We start from the raw sequence: 16,932 nt of genomic DNA, 5'->3' as shown, positions 1-16,932 counted from the left end.
ATCCTCGTCGTCCTCGGCGGCGTCCAGGTAGCGGGTGTTCCAGAGCGCATCCGGGGCAAACGGGTGAACCGGTGCCGCTTGTGCAGGTAGAACGGTTGCGGTCGCGTCCGTAGGAGATCGGTCTCAGGGGTCTGGGAGCGGACGGTGTGGCCGGGGCCGGGGCGGATAGGCTCGACCGCGTTCGCGAGATCACCGGAGCCCTGGTTCCGGGCATCCGAGGAGTCGTCGATGCATCGTTCGGATCCGCCGTACGCCGCGCGGCTCGCCACGTACGGGGCCGTGGCCACGCGACTGTCCCTGCTGGGTGACCGTCGGCTCGGCGAGGTCGTGGCCGCCGCCGACCCACTCGGGTCGGGCATCGGCGGCGGGTCGGCGGAGCTGGACATCGACGGCACACGGGTGTTCGTCAAGCGCGTTCCCCTGACGGACACCGAGTTGCGGCCAGAGAACGCGCGGTCGACGGCGAACCTCTTCGGACTGCCGATGTTCTACCAGTACGGGGCGGGCTCGACCGGGTTCGGGGCCTGGCGAGAACTGGCCGTGCATGTCATGACCACCAACTGGGTCCTCGGGAACGAGTACGAGGGCTTTCCGCTGATGTACCACTGGCGCATCCTCCCCGACTCCCCTCCCGAGGGTTTCGCCGACGAGTTCGGGGGCATCGACGGGGCGGTCGCGCATTGGGAGGGCTCATCGGCCGTGCGCGAGCGGCTGGAGGCCATCGGCCGGTCCTCGTCCAGCCTGGTGCTCTTCCTGGAACACGTCCCGCAGACACTCGCCGACTGGCTGCACGACCACCGGACCGCCGCTCCGGAGAGCGGGGCGGGCTCGCCGTACCTGTGGGTGGAGGAGGCCCTGGCGCGCGGCACTGCCTTCATGAGCTCGCACGGACTCGTCCACTTCGACGCTCACTTCGCCAATGTCCTGACCGACGGCCAGCTGCTGTACTTCGCGGACTTCGGACTCGCCCTGAGCTCCGGCTTCGAACTGTCAGCGGCCGAGGCGGTGTTCCTCTCCGACCACCTCGCGTATGACCGCTGCCACACCGTGAGCCATCTGCTCCGCCGCCACCTGCCCGATGGCCTGCGCGGCGGTGTGGAACACGAGGCGTTCCTGCGCGAGTGGATCGCCGGCCGCCGGCCCGGTGACGTCCCGCGCGAGATCGCCGCGATCATCGACCGGCATGCCCGCACTGCCGTGGTCCTGGGCGAATTCCAACGCCGCTTTCTCACCGAGAGCAAGCGGACGCCGTTTCCGGCCGCCGAGATCACGACGCCGGAGGTTGCGGGACCAGGTCCGGGGATCCGGCACGACGCCCGTGAACCCGGGACGGCTTGCGGGCGACATCCGTGAGATCCGCCGCTTCTGCGGCCGGGTGTACCGCGTGCCGTCTCAGGCTCGCGCGTGTGCGAGCAACGCCTGTGCGGCGCTGCGCAGTTGCTCCGCCGCCGTACCGCACGCGGCAGCCTGACGTTCCAGGGCGGGCGCGCTCCACTCGGGTGCCGCGGCGCAGCCGGTCAGCGCCGCCGCGGTGGCCAGCAGTCGGCGGGCGTAGCCGTCCATCAGGTCCGCGTCGGCGCGCAGACTGCCCGCCTGGTCGAGGAGTGCGTCGACCGGCGGCATCGTCCGGGGGGACTCGGTCACCATGGCGGCTCCCTGTTGCCGGGGTGCGTGCGGAAGGTCAGCGCGGCAGCGTGGTGCCGGCGCTGCGGTGGAGCATGAACTGCGGGCAGGACAGCGCGAAGAGCGGACGGGCCGAGTCGATGCCGAACCGGCGCAGCTGCCCGGCCATGGGTTCTGCGGCGGCGGTCTCCAGGCGCAGGCGCAGGCCGCTTCCGGTGTGCAGCCGTAGCCTGCCGTGGGCGCGCACCAGGATGCGTACGGTGCTGTCGTCGCGCCGTCCGTACAGGATCCAGTCCGCCTCGGGGCCGCGGATGCCCGGGCCGAGCGTGCCTTCGACGGCGAGGCCCAGTTCCGGTGCGCTGACGCCGATGTCCCGGCCCATCAGATCGGCGTCGGCCGAGGTGCGCAGCACGGGCTGGCTCCAGATCTGCTGGGCGACCACGCGGGCTTCCTCGCTGGTGACGGCGAGGGAGAGGACGTACCGGCCGGTGCGGCGCAGGTCGGCGCGGCGCACCAGATCGACGGCGATGTCGTACGGGCGTGGCCGCCACAGGTCGTCGACCAGCACCGAGAGCGCTATCTCGGTGTAGGAGCCGATGGTGGAACAGCGGTGTTCGTACAGTGACAGCACCGCCAGCGCCCGGCGGCCGAGCCGGCTCGGCGTCATCCAGGTGGGGTGGGGCAGCAGGCTGCGCGCCGCGTCGGCGTCGACGGCGTAGCACAGGTGCACGGCGGAGGAGTCGTAGTAGCGCACGGGCACGTCGACGGGACCCGTCGTCGTGGGCACGGAGGCGGTGGGCACGGTGAGGAAGGGGTGGCCCTCGGGCGGACGGGCGCGGTCCTGGAGCCGGTAGGCCTGGGTGCGCACGACGGGGCCGCGGTAGGGGGTGAGCGCCTCGTCGATGTCCTTGCGGGCCTCGGGTATGACGGTCCGAAGGTGCTCGATGTACTCACGGATCATGTGGCACTGCGGGAACTCGCGGACGGGGCCTGCGTAGTCGACCTCGTACCGGTGGGTGTGCGGGTCGAAGGCGGAGCCCGGGCCCCGGCCGTCGAGGACGGGCACGATGTCGTGCTGGTTGGTGATGCCGACGACCCAGGTGCGCGGGTCGGCGGGTCTCCTGTTGCCCAGCGGGGAGCCGACGGCGATCACGTGCGTGATCCGGTAGGAGCGGCAGAACTCCTCGTCCTGCGCGAGGTTCATCAGCGCCGTCCCGCCCTCGCCGTGCCCGATCAGGGCGAGGTCGGCGCCGCGCGGGATGCCGTGGTCCGCGAGGGCGAGGAGGATCGAGCGGGTGCGGGGCGAGACGGTCGCGGAGGGGCTTCGCCCGGTGTCGGCGACGTCCCGCGGGGCGTCGTTGCGGGGACGGCCGGGTGCCGTACCGGGGGCCTGGACGACGTAGCGGACGACGCCGTCGGGGCCGCGCACGTTCTGCACGAGGATCCGCCCGCCGGTGGTCAGCGTCTCGATGTTGCGCAGGAAGCCGAGCAGGGAGCCCTCGGTGGCGATGGACCGCCTCTCCTGCTCGGCGAGGGCGACGGTCTCGGCGGCACCCTCGCCCCGGTGCGTGCCCACGAGGCGGGTGGTGCCGGTGTGCCCGACCGGGCCGGCGACCGGATCGCGGCCCGTGGCCGGTGGCGGGCCGGTGCCGTCGCGCATCGGGGCCTCGCCCAACAGGGCGCGGACGGCGGGGAGTTCGGCCATCAGGGGGGCGATCTCGGCCAGTGCGCGTTGGGCACTGCGGTTCCTGAACAGGGCGCGCAGGGCCCGTACGGCCTCCAGGTCGCGTTCCGCGGTGACGGCGTCGATCAGCCGACGCATGCCCGGGTCGCGTGCGAACTCGGGGTGGTCGTACAGCACGGCGGCCATGCGCAGGCGCAGCGAGGTGACGGCCACCGGTGTCGCCAGGCTCTCCCGGCCCAGCACGTCGCCGGCCGCCCCGAGCACATGTCCCATGGCCTTCGGGGCCGTGATCGCCGAGCCGCCGAGGCCCTGCTTGTTCGTCAGGGCCCGCAGCAACGCCCACTGCGCGGCGAGTCCGGTGCGCGGACGGCGCCGCACGGAGACGGTCAGCGACGGCGCGAACAGTGCAGCGCCGGTCCGCGCGGACACCTCACGGATCCCCTCGGCCACTTCCATCACGTCCCGGGCACAGCGGCGCAACAGGTCCTTGGTGTCCTGCTCGTCCGGAGCGGAGTGCTGCTCATCCGGAGTGGAGTGCTGCCCGATCCGAGCGGTGTCCTGCTGGTCCGGAGCTGTGTCCGGCCCGCCCTGAGCGGTGTCCTGCTGGTCCCGAGCGGTGTCCTGCCCGCCTTGACCGGTGTCCTGCTGATCCCGAGCGGTGTCCTGGCCTCCCTGACCGGTGTGCTGCTGGTCCTGATCGATGTCCTGCTCGTCCTCGGCGCGCCGTCCGGGTGCGTGGCCGTCCGCTCGCATCCGACGCTCCCTCGACTCGACGACGTCCGGCGATGCACGACCGCGCCCGGGGGACGTGGTCCTGCTCCATCGTCGGCCAGGGACGGCACGGCCGCACCTTCGTCCGCCCCGGTACGGGGATGTGGGCCGGCCCCGCCGCCGCCGTGCGCGCCCGGGCCCGGACCGCATATGCCCACCGCATGATCGCCGCACCCTGTCCTCACCACGTGCGCACAGGCCGTCGCGGGAACTGTGTCAGGACCGCATCCGCCGCTCACCCGAACGGACCAAAGACCCCGCTGCCCGGCACCGTCCCCGTCGGCCGTCCGCCGCGCACCAGCACCGCCGCACACCACCACCGCACACTCGTCCTGCCCCGTCGCCCATGGCGGTTCCGGCGCGGCGGGCGAGCCGCCCGGTGGCTTCACCGCGTTGTGCGGGGTCCGGCCGCCGCGCTGCGGCCGGGTCACTCCTCACGCGTCGGTCATGAGCCCGGCCGCGACCGTGGCGCCCAACTCCCAGCAGGCTTGCACATCGGCCTTGCCGGGCTCGCCGGTGAGGGTCACAGTGTCGGCCGCACGGCGCCAGCCCAGGCCGGTGGTGACGGCCTCGACAGCACGGACGGCTCCGGTGACGTCGTTGCCGCCGTGCACGTAGTAGCCGAAGGGCCTGCCCCGCGTCTCGTCCAGACAGGGGTAGTAGATCTGGTCGAAGAAGTGTTTGAGGGCGCCGGACATGTAGCCGAGGTTCGCCGGGGTGCCGAGGAGGTATCCGTCGGCTGCGAGGACGTCGGAGGCGGTGGCGGACAGGGCCGCCCGCCGCACGACGCGAACGCCCTCGATCTCCGGTGTGGTGGCCCCGGAGACGACGGCCTCGAACAGCGTCTGGCAGTGGGGAGAGGGGGTGTGATGCACGATCAGCAAGGTAGGCACGCATCGAACCCTGCCCTGCCGCCACCGCCGCCCGCAAACGGCTCCCGGCGTCCGGCGCGCGGCATGGTGGGCCCGGGCATCGGGTGCGACGATGCCGGGCACGTAAACAAAAGACGGAAGGAGCGGTCTTGGGCGAGGATGACAGGCGGGCACCGGCCGCCGTGGTGTTCGACGCGCTGGGGCTCGACTACGAGAAGGCGTTCGCCTCGTCCGCGGCCCACAGGGCCTCGCTCGAGTGGCTGCTGGACCGGCTGGAGCCGGGCAGCCGGGTGCTGGACGTGGGCAGCGGGACGGGGCGGCCGACGGCGCAGGCCCTCGCGGAGGCGGGGCACTCGGTGCTGGGCGTCGACGTCTCCCCGGTCATGGTGCGCCTCGCCGCCCGGCAGGTGCCTCGGGCCGAGTTCCGGCTCGCCGACGTCCGTGAACTCCCGCTCGCCGAGGCCTCGTTCGACGCCGTGTGCGCGTACTTCTCGATGCTGCAGATGTCCCGCGCCGAGCAGTCGGCCGTCGTGGTGAAGCTCGCGCGTGCGCTGCGGCCCGGAGGGCTCGCGGTGCTGGCCACCGTGCCCCTCGACGTGGAGGGGGTCGAGGGGCTGTTCATGGGGCAGCCGGTGCGGGTGACGAGCTTCGGCACCGACGGGTTCACGCAGCTGGTGACCGCGGCGGGCCTGACCGTCCTGGCCGAGGACAGGGCCACGTTCACCCCGGCCCACCCCGACGCCGTGCCCGAGCCGCATCTGTACCTGCACTGCCGGCGCGACGGGGACTGATCCCTTTTCCACGGCAGGGCCTGATTTCCCTTGCTATGAGCCAGCACTCCCCCCCTTCCCACGAGCAGGTGCTGATCCCCTTGCCATGGGCAGGTGCTGATCTCCCTTCCATGTCCGGGGCCGATACCCCTTGTACGAGGGGACGACCCCCTCCTTTTATTGCGTACGGCTTATTGCGTACGGCGTTGTCGTTGTCCTCGGTTACAGTGGCCGCCCTGAACAGGAGGGGAGACAACAGTGCAGGTCAGGGTGGGGTCCCTGCGGGGGCGGGTGATCCAGGCGGTGTTCCTTGCGGTCGCCCTGGGTGGGTGCGCCGGATCCGCGGACGGCGGCGCCACGGCGTCGGGGAACTCGTCGGTCGGCAGCACGGGAGCCAAGGGCGCGGCCACGGCAAGCGCGGCCACGGCGAGCGGGGGCACGATCGGCGCGTCCGGATCGGCCTGCGAGCTGCCGGTGAGCTTCGACATCGCCAAGGACTGGAAGGCCAAGGGGATCGACGCCGAGAGAGAGTTGTCGAAGGCGTCGAAGAGGGCGAAAGGGTCGGACGGCGACGTCACGGGTGCCTTCGCGGACGCCTTCCTCCGCCAGGGCCCGGTCACCACCGCCTGCGAGATCGATGCCAAGCCCGCCGGGAAGATCGGCTTCCTGAGGGTGTGGACCGGCAAGGCGGGCAACGCCGACACGCGTACGGTCCTGCGGCAGTTCGTCGCCGCCGAGGACAACACCAGCAAGGAGACGTACCGCTCCTTCAAGACCTCCGACGGCGTCTCGGGCGTGGAGGTCGACTACCTCTACACGAGCAAGCTCCTGGAGGAGAGGAAGAAGGAGAGGGCCCTGGCGGTCTCCACCCCCGACGGCCCGGTCGTACTGCACCTCGGGGGGCTGGACACCGAGGAGCACAAGGCGATGCTCCCCGCGTACGAACTCGCCAAGCAGACCCTGCGGATCCTCTGACGGACACCGCCCGGCCGCTGCTCGTACCGGAGTCGTGGCCCCGCCCCGGGGCGGCACAGCGCCGAGATACCGAAGGCCGAGATGTCTCGGGCATCGGTTACCGATGGCCGAACGGCGGCCCACCCGTGAAGGGGTGGGCCGCCGTTCGGCAGGCCGTGCGCAAGCGGTCAGTAGCGCAGCCGCTTGGCCCGCAGCAGCATGACGAGACCGGACAGGGCGAGCAGGGTACCGATGGCCGCGGGCCACAGGTGGGCACCGGTCTCCGCGAGTCCGCCCTGGACGGCCTGGGGCTCGGTCTGCGGGGCCGGGGCCTCCGACTCTCCGGCGGGCGGCTGGGTCTGGCCGCCGCCGGCAGCGGCCGAGGGCGGCGGGGACTGCGTGGGCCGGCCGACCTCGCCACCGCTGGAGTCCGCCGCCGCGTGGGACGCGCCGGTCGCCTTGCCGGACTTGGCGGGCTCGGTCGCCCCGTCCTGGTGGGCGGACTCGGTCGCCTTGCCCTGGTGGGCGGGCTTGCCGTGCTTGGTGCTGTTCGCCGGCGACGTCGTCGCGTCGGTCCTCGGCAGCTCCACCGGGTTGGAGACGGAGGGCGCCGGAGCGGCGGTGCCACCCGTGCCGGGATCCGCGGTGGCACTGCTGCCCGGCTCGGCCGTCGCACCGCCGTCACCGCCCGAGGCACCACCGTCGCCGCTCTGACCGCCCGCCGTACCGCCGTCGCCGCTCTGACCGCCCGTCGTACCACCATTGCCGCCCGGACCGTTCGTCGCGCCGGTACCGTCGCTCGGGTTCGGGTTCGGGGTCTCGGTGGCACCGGAGTCGCCGCCGCGGGCTCCGCAGGTCCGGCCGGAGTTGATGCAGTCGACCATGGTGCCCATCAGGTCCTCGTCGAAGACGTTGATGAAGTCGCCGTGGTCGGTGACCGGCTTGTGCAGCTGCTCGGGGAACGAGTCCACCGCGAAGAACGGAACCGTCCGCCCGCCGTCGTTCAGGCTCGGCGCGGCGACGCCGTACACGATGCGCTGCACCAGTTGCGGAATCGCCACGAAGCCCGTGGGGCACGAACCGTCGGGGGCGGCGAAGGCCACGTGGGTACGGTGGTTGGCGCTGTCGATGTTGCGGCCGTCCCAGCAGCTCTGGAAGCGGAAGGTGCGCACCACGTCGCTGCCGGCCGGGCACAGCGGGTACTTGTCCTTCAGCTGCCGGTCCTCGAAACCGGTGCAGCTCCAGGAGGCGTTGGCGTTGGCGGGGCCGTTGACGAAGGCCTTCGCGTCGCCGGTGATGATGCGCAGCAGGCGCGGCATCGCGGTGACCTTGCCGCGCGGGTTGCCCACGAACGTCAGCGTCACCTGCTTCGCCGTGACGATCTGGCCCGCGTTGCCCTCGGTGCCGCCGCCCGGAGCGCCGGCGTCCCGCTCCTGCTTGCCGTTCTGCAGACGCAGCACCGGCCAGTAGTAGGTGGACTTGTCGCCCTTGTCCACGCAGCTGGTGTCGGCGGCGGCCAGGTCCTCGTCGCTGGCGAAGGCGTTGTTGGACTGGTTGCCGATGTAGTCGTGGAAGTGGTGGGCGCCGTTGGAGACACCGGGGGCGACGATCACGTTGTCCGAGTTGAACAGGCCGTTGGCGTTGACGCCGCACTCGGAGGTGAAAGTGCCGCGCGAGGCGTCGGCCTGCTGCGCCGGATCCGGCACATTGGGCTGTACGGAGTTGATGTCCGCGTAGTCGGAAGCGACGGGACCGTTGCCGCCCTGGCCCGCGCCCGGTTGCCCGGCACCGTTCTGGCCCTGGCCGCCGCCCTGCTGGGCACCACCGCCCGCAGGGGCGCTGCTCTGGCCTCCATTGCCCGCGTCGCCGCCGGTGCCCTCCTCGCCGGGGCGCAGCGTGCAGGCGGCGAGGGACTCCAGCCCTTCCGGACGCTGCCCCACCCGGTCGATGGCGCCGGTGATCCGCTCGATCGTGGCCGTGCGCTGCTCCTTCAGCGGGTTCATGATCGAGCCGTCGGCGGAGTCGGGGTTCTCCCGGACGGCCTGGGCCGACTGCTGGAGCTGCCGGTAGGCGCCGGCGGTCTGCTGGTCCAGCCGGGCGAGTTCGCGGTCGACCTCCGCGCGGGCCCGGTCCGGCACGGACGTCAGCCTGCTGCCGACGTCGGGGCAGTCGATCGTGGCCATGCCCGCAGACGTGACGTGTCCGGTCGCCCCGGGGCCGGGCTGCCCGCCCCAGCCTCCCTCGCTGGCAGAGGCGTAGACGTTCGCAGCGATGAGCCCGCCGCCGCCCAGCATCAGGGCGACCGCTGCGAATGTCGCCCGTCGTGCGCCGGTCGGTCGTCTGCGCCGATTGCGTATCAAGGTCGTCCCCTTGTGTGGAGCGGTCGTTCGGGCATGGAGGTCCCCCGCCCCATACGCATCATGGTGCGCTTGCGTTCAACCGTTTCGAAGATTCTCAGAGAACCTACAGAAATCCGCGGTCACGACGGAAAGCCACCCGCCTTCCCCCTCGAACAACACCACGAACATCACAAATACGTATCGGACATTCCGCACTTCAACCTTCACACGAGGGACACAAGTTGGCTAGGTTGACCGCCAGGCCGCCCGGCCGCACCCAGCGCATCGCCGTGGCGTCCGGAGCCGCGGGGCTCGACCGACCCCGGGAACGGCCCAACTGCCCCGCGGGGCGAGGAAGGAGCGTGTCTTCCATGGCGCCGGAGAACCGCGACGAGGTTCGGCAGCGGATCGACTCCCTCTACGATCGGGCCGAGACCGACTCAGGGACCTACAACGCGACCCGGGCCATGTCCCTGGCGACCCGGTCCAGAGGCGTCCCTCTGGCCAAGAGAGGCCGCCGGCGCACGGATCCCGCGCTGGACGCGATGGCCCAGCAGTGGTTCGACGCGGCGCGCGCCCAGCTGGGGCCGAGTGTTCCCGCGGTCCTGCCCAAGGACCGGCAGCCCGCCCTTCCCCCGGCGTCGGAGCGCTTCCGGGACCGGTCGGACTTCGCCCTGCCCGGTGGTGATCGGGGGGCTCCGGACCCGGGTCTGCCCGAGCTGCCGCCCGGCCCCACCGGCCGGTCTGCCGATCGCGCGGTACGGGAGCTGACGAGCGGCTCCTCCGCGGACCTTGCCGGACTCCCGCACGCCGCCCTGGAGCCGGGAACGACCGGGCCGTCCGCTCTCGCCGCCCGACTCCCCGACGCACCGGCAGAGTTGACCGGTCCGCCCTCGCCCGGAACATACGGCGGGGGCATGACGGCGTTGCCCGCTGGGGGTGTTGCGGAGCTGCCCGGCCGCGGCCCGGCCGAGCTGCTCGCCGGGGGCGTTCCCGTGCCGAGCGGGCAGGACGTGACACCATCCCCAGACCTCGGCCCCGGACTCGGCCCCGACGTCGGACTCGACCTCGGCCCCGGCCTCGGACTCGGACTCGGACTCGGACTCGGACTCGGACTGTCGGACCGAACCGGCCCGGGCACGGCCGTACTCCCGGCCGCTGTCCTGCCCGCCGCACAGGGAGCCGTGGCCCAACAGCCCGGGCCCTCGTCCGCCTCCCCCGCCGCGCCCCGGCGCCCCTCCCTCGCGGAGTCCAAGACGAGGAACCGGCGCAAACTGGCCACGGCCCAGGAGCTGCTGTCCCGTCACGCCTCCTCGCTCGGCACACCGCTCGGGGCCACTGCGGAAGCCCTGTCGGCGCAGGGCGCCTGGGGTGCGGGGCCGGAGCAGGCCTCCCGGCCGGCCTGGACGCAAGCGGCCCAGCCGGTGGCGGACCAGGCCTTTCAGCCGGTGCCGGACCCGTCGGCCCAACCGGCCGTCGGGCAGGCGTTTCAGCCGGGCGATGAGCAGTGGGCACAATCCGGAACCGGGCAGTGGGCACAGCCGGGCGCCGGGCAGTGGGCACAAGTGGACGCCGAGCAGTGGGCACAGCCGGGCACCGGGCAGTGGAGCCGGCCGGGGATGCAACAGCCTGGACAGCTGCATGCCCAGCAGCCGGTCGCGCTGGACTTTCAGCAGCCGGGCCCGCTGGACCCTCAGCAGCCCGACCTGCTCGGCACCGGTCAGTGGCAACAGCCGCAGTGGACGGCACCCGCTCTGCCGCAGATTCCGAGCCAGGCCGGCCCTGCCACCGCGGCTGCTGCCGTCCCCGCGACCGCCCCCATCGCCGCAGCTGCTGCCGCCCCCGCAGCCGCCCCAGTCACCGCGGCCTTCCCTGCCACCGCAGCCGCCGCCGTCCCTTCGGCCGCCCCCATCTCCGCGACCCTCCCTGCCACCGCAGCCGCCCCCGTGACGGACACGGGCTCCTTCGTGTCCCCGTTCACCACCCCCCTCACCGACACCGGGGCCTTCCCCCCTGTCACGGCCGACCCGCTGACCGGCCCTCTGCCGGCCGTCGGCGCTCTCCCCGACACCGCCTCCACGCCCCAGTCCACCCACTCCGTGCGGGTCGCGAAGGCCATCGCGTTCGCTCAGGCGCAGATCGGCAAGCCGTGCGTGTGGGGTGCGACCGGGCCGGACTCCTACGACTGCTCAAGCCTCACCCAGGGGGCCTGGAGGGCGGCCGGGGTCACGCTGCCCCGGGCGGCGCACGAGCAGGCACTTGCCGGCACCCCGGTCACCCTCGCCGCCCTCGAACCCGGCGACCTGGTCCTCTTCTTCGGCGACGACCGTCACGTGGGCCTGCACATCGGCAACGGCATGATGATCCATGCGCCGGGCCCGGGGTCGTCCATCCGCGAGGAGTCGATCTACGGTGCCGGTGAGTCGGCGATCCACCGGGTGATCCGGCCCGCCTGACGGCCCGCGCCGGGACCGGGGCCCGCCGGCGCCCCCGTCCCGGCGGGGGCTCAGTCCCAGCGGGGGCTCAGTCCCAGCGGGGGCTCAGTCACAGCGGGGGCACAGTCCCGGCGGAGGCTCGGGAGCCGGGCCCCCGGCCGGCCGGGCTCAGCCGCGGTGGCGTCGCCGTGCGCGCCAGCTCGCGTAGTGGTCCAGCAGGGTCTCCTCCCCCGGGCGGTAGGTGAGGCCCTGTTCGCGGATGCTGCGGCTGTTGTCGACGTGGAAGCGGATGCCGGGGTGAGGGAGGGCCCGAGGATCAGACCGGGGTGGACGGCACGAGGCGCCAAAGAACCCCTTGGGCAAGTCATAAGATCGCCTTATGACGTCATAGACCGGACCCGCGTACTAACTTAGGGCTGCCTTAGTTTAGGCTTCCCGACGAGTCGCCTGTTTCACGCTCGAAGGGAACTGATCATGCCGCGCCCCCTGCGGGTAGCCATCGTCGGAGCCGGCCCCGCCGGGATCTACGCCGCCGACGCCCTGCTCAAGTCCGAGGTGGCCGCCGACCCCGGCGTGTCCATCGACCTCTTCGAGCGGATGCCCGCCCCGTTCGGCCTGATCCGGTACGGTGTCGCCCCCGACCACCCGCGCATCAAGGGCATCATCACCGCCCTGCACCAGGTGCTCGACAAGCCCCAGATCCGCCTGTTCGGCAACATCGACTACCCGAGCGACCTCAACCTGGACGACCTGCGCGCCTTCTACGACGCGGTCATCTTCTCCACCGGCGCCATGGCCGACCGGGAGCTGTCGATCCCGGGCCTCGACCTGGACGGCTCGTACGGCGCCGCCGACTTCGTCTCCTGGTACGACGGCCACCCGGACGTGCCGCGCACCTGGCCGCTGGAGGCCGAGAAGGTCGCCGTGCTCGGCGTCGGCAACGTGGCGCTCGACGTGGCCCGGATCCTCGCCAAGACCGCGGACGAACTGCTGCCGACGGAGATACCCCCGAACGTCCACGACGGCCTGAAGGCGAACAAGGCCGTGGAGATCCACGTCTTCGGCCGCCGCGGCCCCGCCCAGGCCAAGTTCAGCCCGATGGAACTGCGCGAGCTGGACCACTCCCCCACCATCGAGGTCATCGTCGACCCCGAGGACATCGACTACGACAAGGGCTCGATCGAGACCCGGCGCGGCAACAAGCAGGCCGACATGGTCGCCAAGACCCTGGAGAACTGGGCGATCCGGGACGTCGGCAACCGGCCGCACAAGCTGTTCCTGCACTTCTTCGAGTCGCCCACGGAGATCCTCGGCGAGGACGGCCGGGTCGTGGGCCTGCGCACCGAGCGCACCGCACTCGACGGCACCGGCAACGTGAAGGGCACCGGCGAGTTCAAGGACTGGGACATCACCGCGGTCTACCGTGCCGTGGGCTACCTCTCCGAGAAGCTGCCCAAGCTGCCATGGGACATCGACTCCGGCACCGTGCCGGACGAGGGCGGCCGGGTCGTCGAGGAGGGCGGCGGACATCTCCAGTCGACCTACGTCACCGGCTGGATCCGGCGCGGTCCGGTCGGCCTGATCGGCCACACCAAGGGCGACGCCAACGAAACCGTGGCCAACCTGCTGGACGACTACGCGAACGGCCGACTGCACACCCCGGCCTCTCCCGAGCCGGAGGCCGTGGACGCCTTCTTCGCCGAGCGGGGCGTCCGCCACACCACCTGGGAGGGCTGGTACAAGCTGGACGCGGCCGAGCGCGCACTGGGCGAGCCGCAGGGCCGTGAGCGCGTGAAGATCGTCGAGCGCGAGGACATGCTCCGCGAGAGCGGCGCGTAAGCCCTTGCGCTGCACCTGCTCGTGAGGGGCCGGCACCGTGGTGCCGGCCCCTTCGCGCGTCCCGTCCGCACACTCCCGACGAACAACCGTCCTGCTAGTGTCCTGCGGTGTTCTCCCTGAGCGAGCCTCCCTTCTTCACCCGTCTGCGCGGGGCGCGCCGGGTGCTCGTCGCCGGTGCGGGCGGCGGTTTCGACGTCTACGCCGGACTGCCTCTGGCGTTCGCGCTGCGGGCGGCCGGGGCAGAGGTCCATCTGGCCAACCTGTCCTTCTCCGACCTGTACGGACTGGACCTGGACTCATGGGTGGAGGCGGACGTCGCCGCAGTCCGCCCGGACACCCCGCTGCGCGGCGACTACTTCCCCGAGCGTGCGCTCGCCCAGTGGCTGGCGGCGCAGGGGCTGCCCGACACCGTGTACGCCTTTCCCCGTACGGGTGTCGGACCGCTGCGCGCCGCCTACCGCGCGCTCCTTGCGCACCTGGGCGGTGTGGACGCCGTGGTGCTGGTGGACGGCGGAACCGACATCCTCATGCGCGGGGACGAGCACGGACTCGGCACGCCGGAGGAGGACATGGCGAGCCTGGCCGCCGTCGCCGGGCTCGACGAGGTCGAACACCGGCTGGTGGCCTGCCTGGGCTTCGGAGTGGACGCCTATCACGGCGTCAACCACGCACTGTTCCTGGAGAATCTCGCCGCCCTGGACCGTGAGGGCGCCTACCTGGGCGCGTTCTCACTGCCCCGCGAGAGCCGCGAAGGCGCCCTCTACCTCGACGCGGTGGCCCACGCCCAGCAGTGCCACGCCGGCCACCCCAGCATCGTCCACGGGTCCGTCGCGGCGGCGGTGCGCGGCGACTTCGGCGACGTCCGCTTCACCGAACGCACCCGCAACAGCGAGCTGTTCGTCAATCCGCTCATGGCCCTGTACTTCTGTGTGGACCTGCCCGCCCTGGCCCGCGCCGGCCTCTACCTCGACCGGCTGGAGGGAACGGTCCTGATGCGGCAGATCACTTCGGCCATCTCCGACTTCCGGGAGGAGCTGCCCCGTCAGCGGCCGCCCCGCGTGTTCCCGCACTGAGCCGGGGCGGACGGGCCGTTCCCGGACGGAGCGTCCCGGACGGAGACGTCCTGGACGGACGGGCCGGGCATGCCAGCTCCCACAACGCGGTCGGACCCGGCCTCCCTGGGACGGGTGGCGGAACCGACCGTGTACGGCTGTCACCGGCCCGCTGCGGGTGTTCACGGGCCATACACGGGCAAATTTTGCGGGCAGCTCAGGCGGCGCCCGGCAGCTCGTGACCTCTTCGAGCCTGGTTCCAGGTGTATTGCGAAAGTAGCGTCGTCCGCCCGCGGGCCGGACGGGACCTGCCGGCGGAACCCGGGACCCTTGGGCGTCGCGGCTCAACCGTTGGAGGGACGTGGGGCCCGCAGGCGCGCCCGCTCCTTCAGCTCCTCCTCGTCGACCAACGTGAGCATCGGCTGACCCGGCGCACACACCATGGTCACGACGAACTTGGTCGGCGCGTCCGACAGTGCGTTGCCATCCTGGTAGTGGATCACGTCACCACCCGGCTCCCAGAACGTCCCACCGGCTTCGACCACACGCTCCGGCTCACCCTCGAGCTCGAACCGGACCGCACCCTCCATCACGAAACCGAACGACGGCCCCGAGTGGCGGTGCGGAGGGAGCCCGGGGTGACCGGGAGGCCACTCGACAAGGATGGTCATTCCCGAACCGCCTTCAGGGAAGAAGGGCGGAGTGACGTCTTGCAGCAACTGGACTTCGGGCGGCAACGAGATTTCGTGCCCCTCGTCGGCGGACCCGTGCACCGGCTTTCCTTCTGACATACACCACACCTCCGTATCCCTGCCTGCAATGAACGATCTTGCGTCGGGCCCCCGCTTTCTGGATCAGTGAAGCGATCCACTCGTTCGGCGGTGACCGAGATCGTCGGTTCCGGGCTCACACAACTTGCTCGATCATGAGGACCACAGCCCGCATCCGTGACACACCGCGCGCCTTCTGCTTCGCTCAGATAGTCCCAAGATCACTCTGCCTCCCGTCGGCGGCCGCCACAATCCGGGAGCCGGCGGCATCGGGAACGCATCGCACCATGTCATCGGCGGGCGAGGGCCGGCACCGCGGGTGAAGCAATCGGGTGGTGGCTGAGCCCGACCGGACAGGGGGACGAAGGGCAGAGCGATCAGGACAGGCCCGGCTCGGCGGCGATGAGATCCCGGCGGCCGACCACGGCCAGCGAAACGGTCAGCAGGGCGAGCATGGCCGTCTGCACGAGCGCACCGCCGAGGTAGGCGGCCGGCAGGGGCAGTTGCAGCCAGGGGTAGAGGGCCGCGACCCGCACCGCCAGGATCAGCAGCCCGAGGGCGGCCAGGGCGAGCCCGGCGCCCGGTGCGGCGGCGTCACCGCCCCGGACCTGCCACAGGAACCAGCCGAGCGCGCCCACGACGAAGCAGCTCGCGGGTGCCCAGGCCAGGTCGGCCATGGCGGGCAGCACCACGACGGACCCGCCGGTCACGACACAACCGGCCATGAAGACCAGCCCGGGTGGGCCCACGGGCAGCCGGGCCGGGGGTGCGTCCCGGTGGTGGGCGGCACAGAGCGCGAGGGCCGGCAGCCAGGCGAGGAGCCCGAACGCGGTGGCGAACACCGGCTCCGGGGCGACCAGCGCACCGGTCAGCGGACCGACCAACGGCCACAGGGCGGGCAGCGCGGCCGACAGCGCGGATGCCTGGGCGAGCCGACGGCGGTCGTGCAGGAGCGCGAAGTAGGCCACCGTCCACAGCAGCGGCAGGAACCACTGGGCGGCGGTGACCAGCGCCATGGAAAGTCCCTGGTCGGTGAACTGCGACAGGAACAGATGCCGCCCCGCGCCACCCCTGCTGACGGCCCAGGTCAGTTCGAGGGCCAGGTCGACGACGGCGGTGACCGCCTGGACGAGCACGGCGAACAGCGCGAAGAGGCGGACGGACGAGCCGAGGAGGACGTAGCGGCGCGGCGCTCCGGCCGCGCCCAGGCGGCTGCGCACGGCGAGGGCGGCGATGCTCGCCACCTCGCCGAGCGTCGGCCGGCTCTGGTCCTGGGTGTCACGGTCGAGGTCCCAGAGGTACGTCTCGACCATCTCCTCCTCCCGTTCGCGACGGTAGTAGGCGGGGAGCAGCCGCAGGACGCTGCGGTAACGGGCTTCCAGGAGCGTGGTCATGCAAAGCCTCCCGCGAGTCCGGGTGCCGTGGGGGGTTTCGGTGCGGTGTCGGCCGGAGCCTTTGCACGGCGGCCCTCGGCGATGCGTCGCTTGGCGGCCCCCGCGCCTGCGGCCATCCGCTCCGCCTCCGCGTCGAGCGCGGCCACGCCTTCGTCGGTGAGCCGGTAGTAGCGCCGCAGGCGGCCCTGCTGCACCTCCTCGCGGTCCAGCACGATCAGGCCGTCGTCGGTGAGCCGGTCCAGCACGCCGTAGAGCGTGCCGACCCTCAACTGCACCTCCCCGTCGGACAGTTCCTCGACCTCGCGCAGGATGCCGTAGCCGTGGCGCGGCTGGTCGGCGAGTGCGGTGAGGACGAAGAACGCCGCTCGGGTCATGTTCTTCGATGCCATGCGACCAGAATATATCGGCACCCGATATATATCGAGAGGA

The 16,932-nt window shown here is 72.0% G+C and carries 13 protein-coding genes; 6 read left to right on the top strand and 7 right to left on the bottom strand.

Going from position 1 to position 16,932, the window contains the following annotated elements; translation table 11 throughout:
* The first annotated feature begins 228 nt into the window (after positions 1 to 228).
* Positions 229 to 1,353 (top strand): protein kinase family protein, encoded by a 1,125-nt coding sequence (locus tag ACFZCP_RS20180; RefSeq protein WP_391428429.1) that lies wholly within the window; start codon positions 229 to 231, stop codon positions 1,351 to 1,353.
* Between the two features lie 39 nt (positions 1,354 to 1,392).
* On the opposite strand, the gene ACFZCP_RS20175 is transcribed toward ACFZCP_RS20180, so the two are convergent.
* The 3 genes from ACFZCP_RS20175 to ACFZCP_RS20165 form a co-directional block, all read right to left on the bottom strand.
* Complete coding sequence (locus ACFZCP_RS20175) at positions 1,393 to 1,647, bottom strand: hypothetical protein (RefSeq protein WP_391428427.1); 255 nt, start codon at positions 1,645 to 1,647, stop codon at positions 1,393 to 1,395.
* Positions 1,648 to 1,681: 34 nt separating this feature from the next.
* A complete protein-coding gene (locus ACFZCP_RS20170) occupies positions 1,682 to 4,060 on the bottom strand; it encodes a hypothetical protein (RefSeq protein WP_391428425.1) in 2,379 nt (792 codons plus the stop codon).
* Positions 4,061 to 4,512: 452 nt separating this feature from the next.
* Positions 4,513 to 4,971, bottom strand: a complete 459-nt coding sequence (locus tag ACFZCP_RS20165; RefSeq protein WP_391428423.1) for an NAD(P)H-dependent oxidoreductase — start codon at positions 4,969 to 4,971, stop codon at positions 4,513 to 4,515.
* A 128-nt stretch (positions 4,972 to 5,099) separates the two neighbouring features.
* Between ACFZCP_RS20165 and ACFZCP_RS20160 the strand changes: the two genes are divergently transcribed.
* A complete protein-coding gene (locus tag ACFZCP_RS20160; protein WP_391428420.1) occupies positions 5,100 to 5,741 on the top strand; it encodes a methyltransferase domain-containing protein in 642 nt (213 codons plus the stop codon).
* 237 nt (positions 5,742 to 5,978) lie between these two features.
* Positions 5,979 to 6,695: a lipoprotein gene (locus ACFZCP_RS20155; protein WP_391428418.1), complete on the top strand. Its 717-nt coding sequence runs from the start codon at positions 5,979 to 5,981 to the stop codon at positions 6,693 to 6,695.
* Between the two features lie 167 nt (positions 6,696 to 6,862).
* On the opposite strand, the gene ACFZCP_RS20150 is transcribed toward ACFZCP_RS20155, so the two are convergent.
* Positions 6,863 to 8,968, bottom strand: a complete 2,106-nt coding sequence (locus ACFZCP_RS20150) for a DUF1996 domain-containing protein (protein ID WP_391428950.1) — start codon at positions 8,966 to 8,968, stop codon at positions 6,863 to 6,865.
* A 416-nt stretch (positions 8,969 to 9,384) separates the two neighbouring features.
* Between ACFZCP_RS20150 and ACFZCP_RS20145 the strand changes: the two genes are divergently transcribed.
* The 3 genes from ACFZCP_RS20145 to ACFZCP_RS20135 all read left to right on the top strand — a co-directional run bounded on the left by ACFZCP_RS20145 (position 9,385) and on the right by ACFZCP_RS20135 (position 14,360).
* Positions 9,385 to 11,469, top strand: coding sequence for an NlpC/P60 family protein (locus tag ACFZCP_RS20145; protein ID WP_391428416.1), 2,085 nt, complete (start codon positions 9,385 to 9,387; stop codon positions 11,467 to 11,469).
* Positions 11,470 to 11,922: 453 nt separating this feature from the next.
* Positions 11,923 to 13,287, top strand: coding sequence for an FAD-dependent oxidoreductase (locus ACFZCP_RS20140; RefSeq protein WP_362690078.1), 1,365 nt, complete (start codon positions 11,923 to 11,925; stop codon positions 13,285 to 13,287).
* A 107-nt stretch (positions 13,288 to 13,394) separates the two neighbouring features.
* The gene (locus tag ACFZCP_RS20135) at positions 13,395 to 14,360 is read left to right on the top strand and encodes a DUF1152 domain-containing protein (protein ID WP_391428413.1); all 966 of its coding nucleotides are present in this window, start codon (positions 13,395 to 13,397) and stop codon (positions 14,358 to 14,360) included.
* 323 nt (positions 14,361 to 14,683) lie between these two features.
* Here the strand turns inward: ACFZCP_RS20135 and ACFZCP_RS20130 are convergent, their stop codons facing one another.
* The 3 genes from ACFZCP_RS20130 to ACFZCP_RS20120 all read right to left on the bottom strand — a co-directional run bounded on the left by ACFZCP_RS20130 (position 14,684) and on the right by ACFZCP_RS20120 (position 16,877).
* Positions 14,684 to 15,130, bottom strand: coding sequence for a cupin domain-containing protein (locus tag ACFZCP_RS20130; RefSeq protein ID WP_391428411.1), 447 nt, complete (start codon positions 15,128 to 15,130; stop codon positions 14,684 to 14,686).
* Positions 15,131 to 15,486: 356 nt separating this feature from the next.
* Positions 15,487 to 16,503, bottom strand: coding sequence for a hypothetical protein (locus ACFZCP_RS20125; RefSeq protein ID WP_391428409.1), 1,017 nt, complete (start codon positions 16,501 to 16,503; stop codon positions 15,487 to 15,489).
* Complete coding sequence (locus tag ACFZCP_RS20120) at positions 16,500 to 16,877, bottom strand: helix-turn-helix transcriptional regulator (RefSeq protein ID WP_391428948.1); 378 nt, start codon at positions 16,875 to 16,877, stop codon at positions 16,500 to 16,502. The genes ACFZCP_RS20125 and ACFZCP_RS20120 overlap by 4 nt, the downstream gene beginning before the upstream one ends.
* Positions 16,878 to 16,932: the final 55 nt, after the last annotated feature.

The organism is Streptomyces sp. NPDC007971, from assembly GCF_042958635.1.
Taxonomy (GTDB): domain Bacteria; phylum Actinomycetota; class Actinomycetes; order Streptomycetales; family Streptomycetaceae; genus Streptomyces.
Note: the sequence above shows the minus strand (reverse complement) of the source record. Positions and strands in the feature narration are given on the sequence as shown.

What these genes read in the sequence shown, in the direction of transcription:
- ACFZCP_RS20180 (WP_391428429.1), top strand. Translation starts at nt 229, where the DNA reads ATGCATCGTTCGGATCCGCCGTACGCCGCGCGGCTCGCCACGTACGGG.
- ACFZCP_RS20175 (WP_391428427.1), bottom strand. Translation starts at nt 1,647, where the DNA reads ATGGTGACCGAGTCCCCCCGGACGATGCCGCCGGTCGACGCACTCCTC.
- ACFZCP_RS20170 (WP_391428425.1), bottom strand. Translation starts at nt 4,060, where the DNA reads ATGCGAGCGGACGGCCACGCACCCGGACGGCGCGCCGAGGACGAGCAG.
- ACFZCP_RS20150 (WP_391428950.1), bottom strand. Translation starts at nt 8,968, where the DNA reads ATGCTGGGCGGCGGCGGGCTCATCGCTGCGAACGTCTACGCCTCTGCC.
- ACFZCP_RS20145 (WP_391428416.1), top strand. Translation starts at nt 9,385, where the DNA reads ATGGCGCCGGAGAACCGCGACGAGGTTCGGCAGCGGATCGACTCCCTC.
- ACFZCP_RS20140 (WP_362690078.1), top strand. Translation starts at nt 11,923, where the DNA reads ATGCCGCGCCCCCTGCGGGTAGCCATCGTCGGAGCCGGCCCCGCCGGG.
- ACFZCP_RS20130 (WP_391428411.1), bottom strand. Translation starts at nt 15,130, where the DNA reads ATGTCAGAAGGAAAGCCGGTGCACGGGTCCGCCGACGAGGGGCACGAA.
- ACFZCP_RS20125 (WP_391428409.1), bottom strand. Translation starts at nt 16,503, where the DNA reads ATGACCACGCTCCTGGAAGCCCGTTACCGCAGCGTCCTGCGGCTGCTC.
- ACFZCP_RS20120 (WP_391428948.1), bottom strand. Translation starts at nt 16,877, where the DNA reads ATGACCCGAGCGGCGTTCTTCGTCCTCACCGCACTCGCCGACCAGCCG.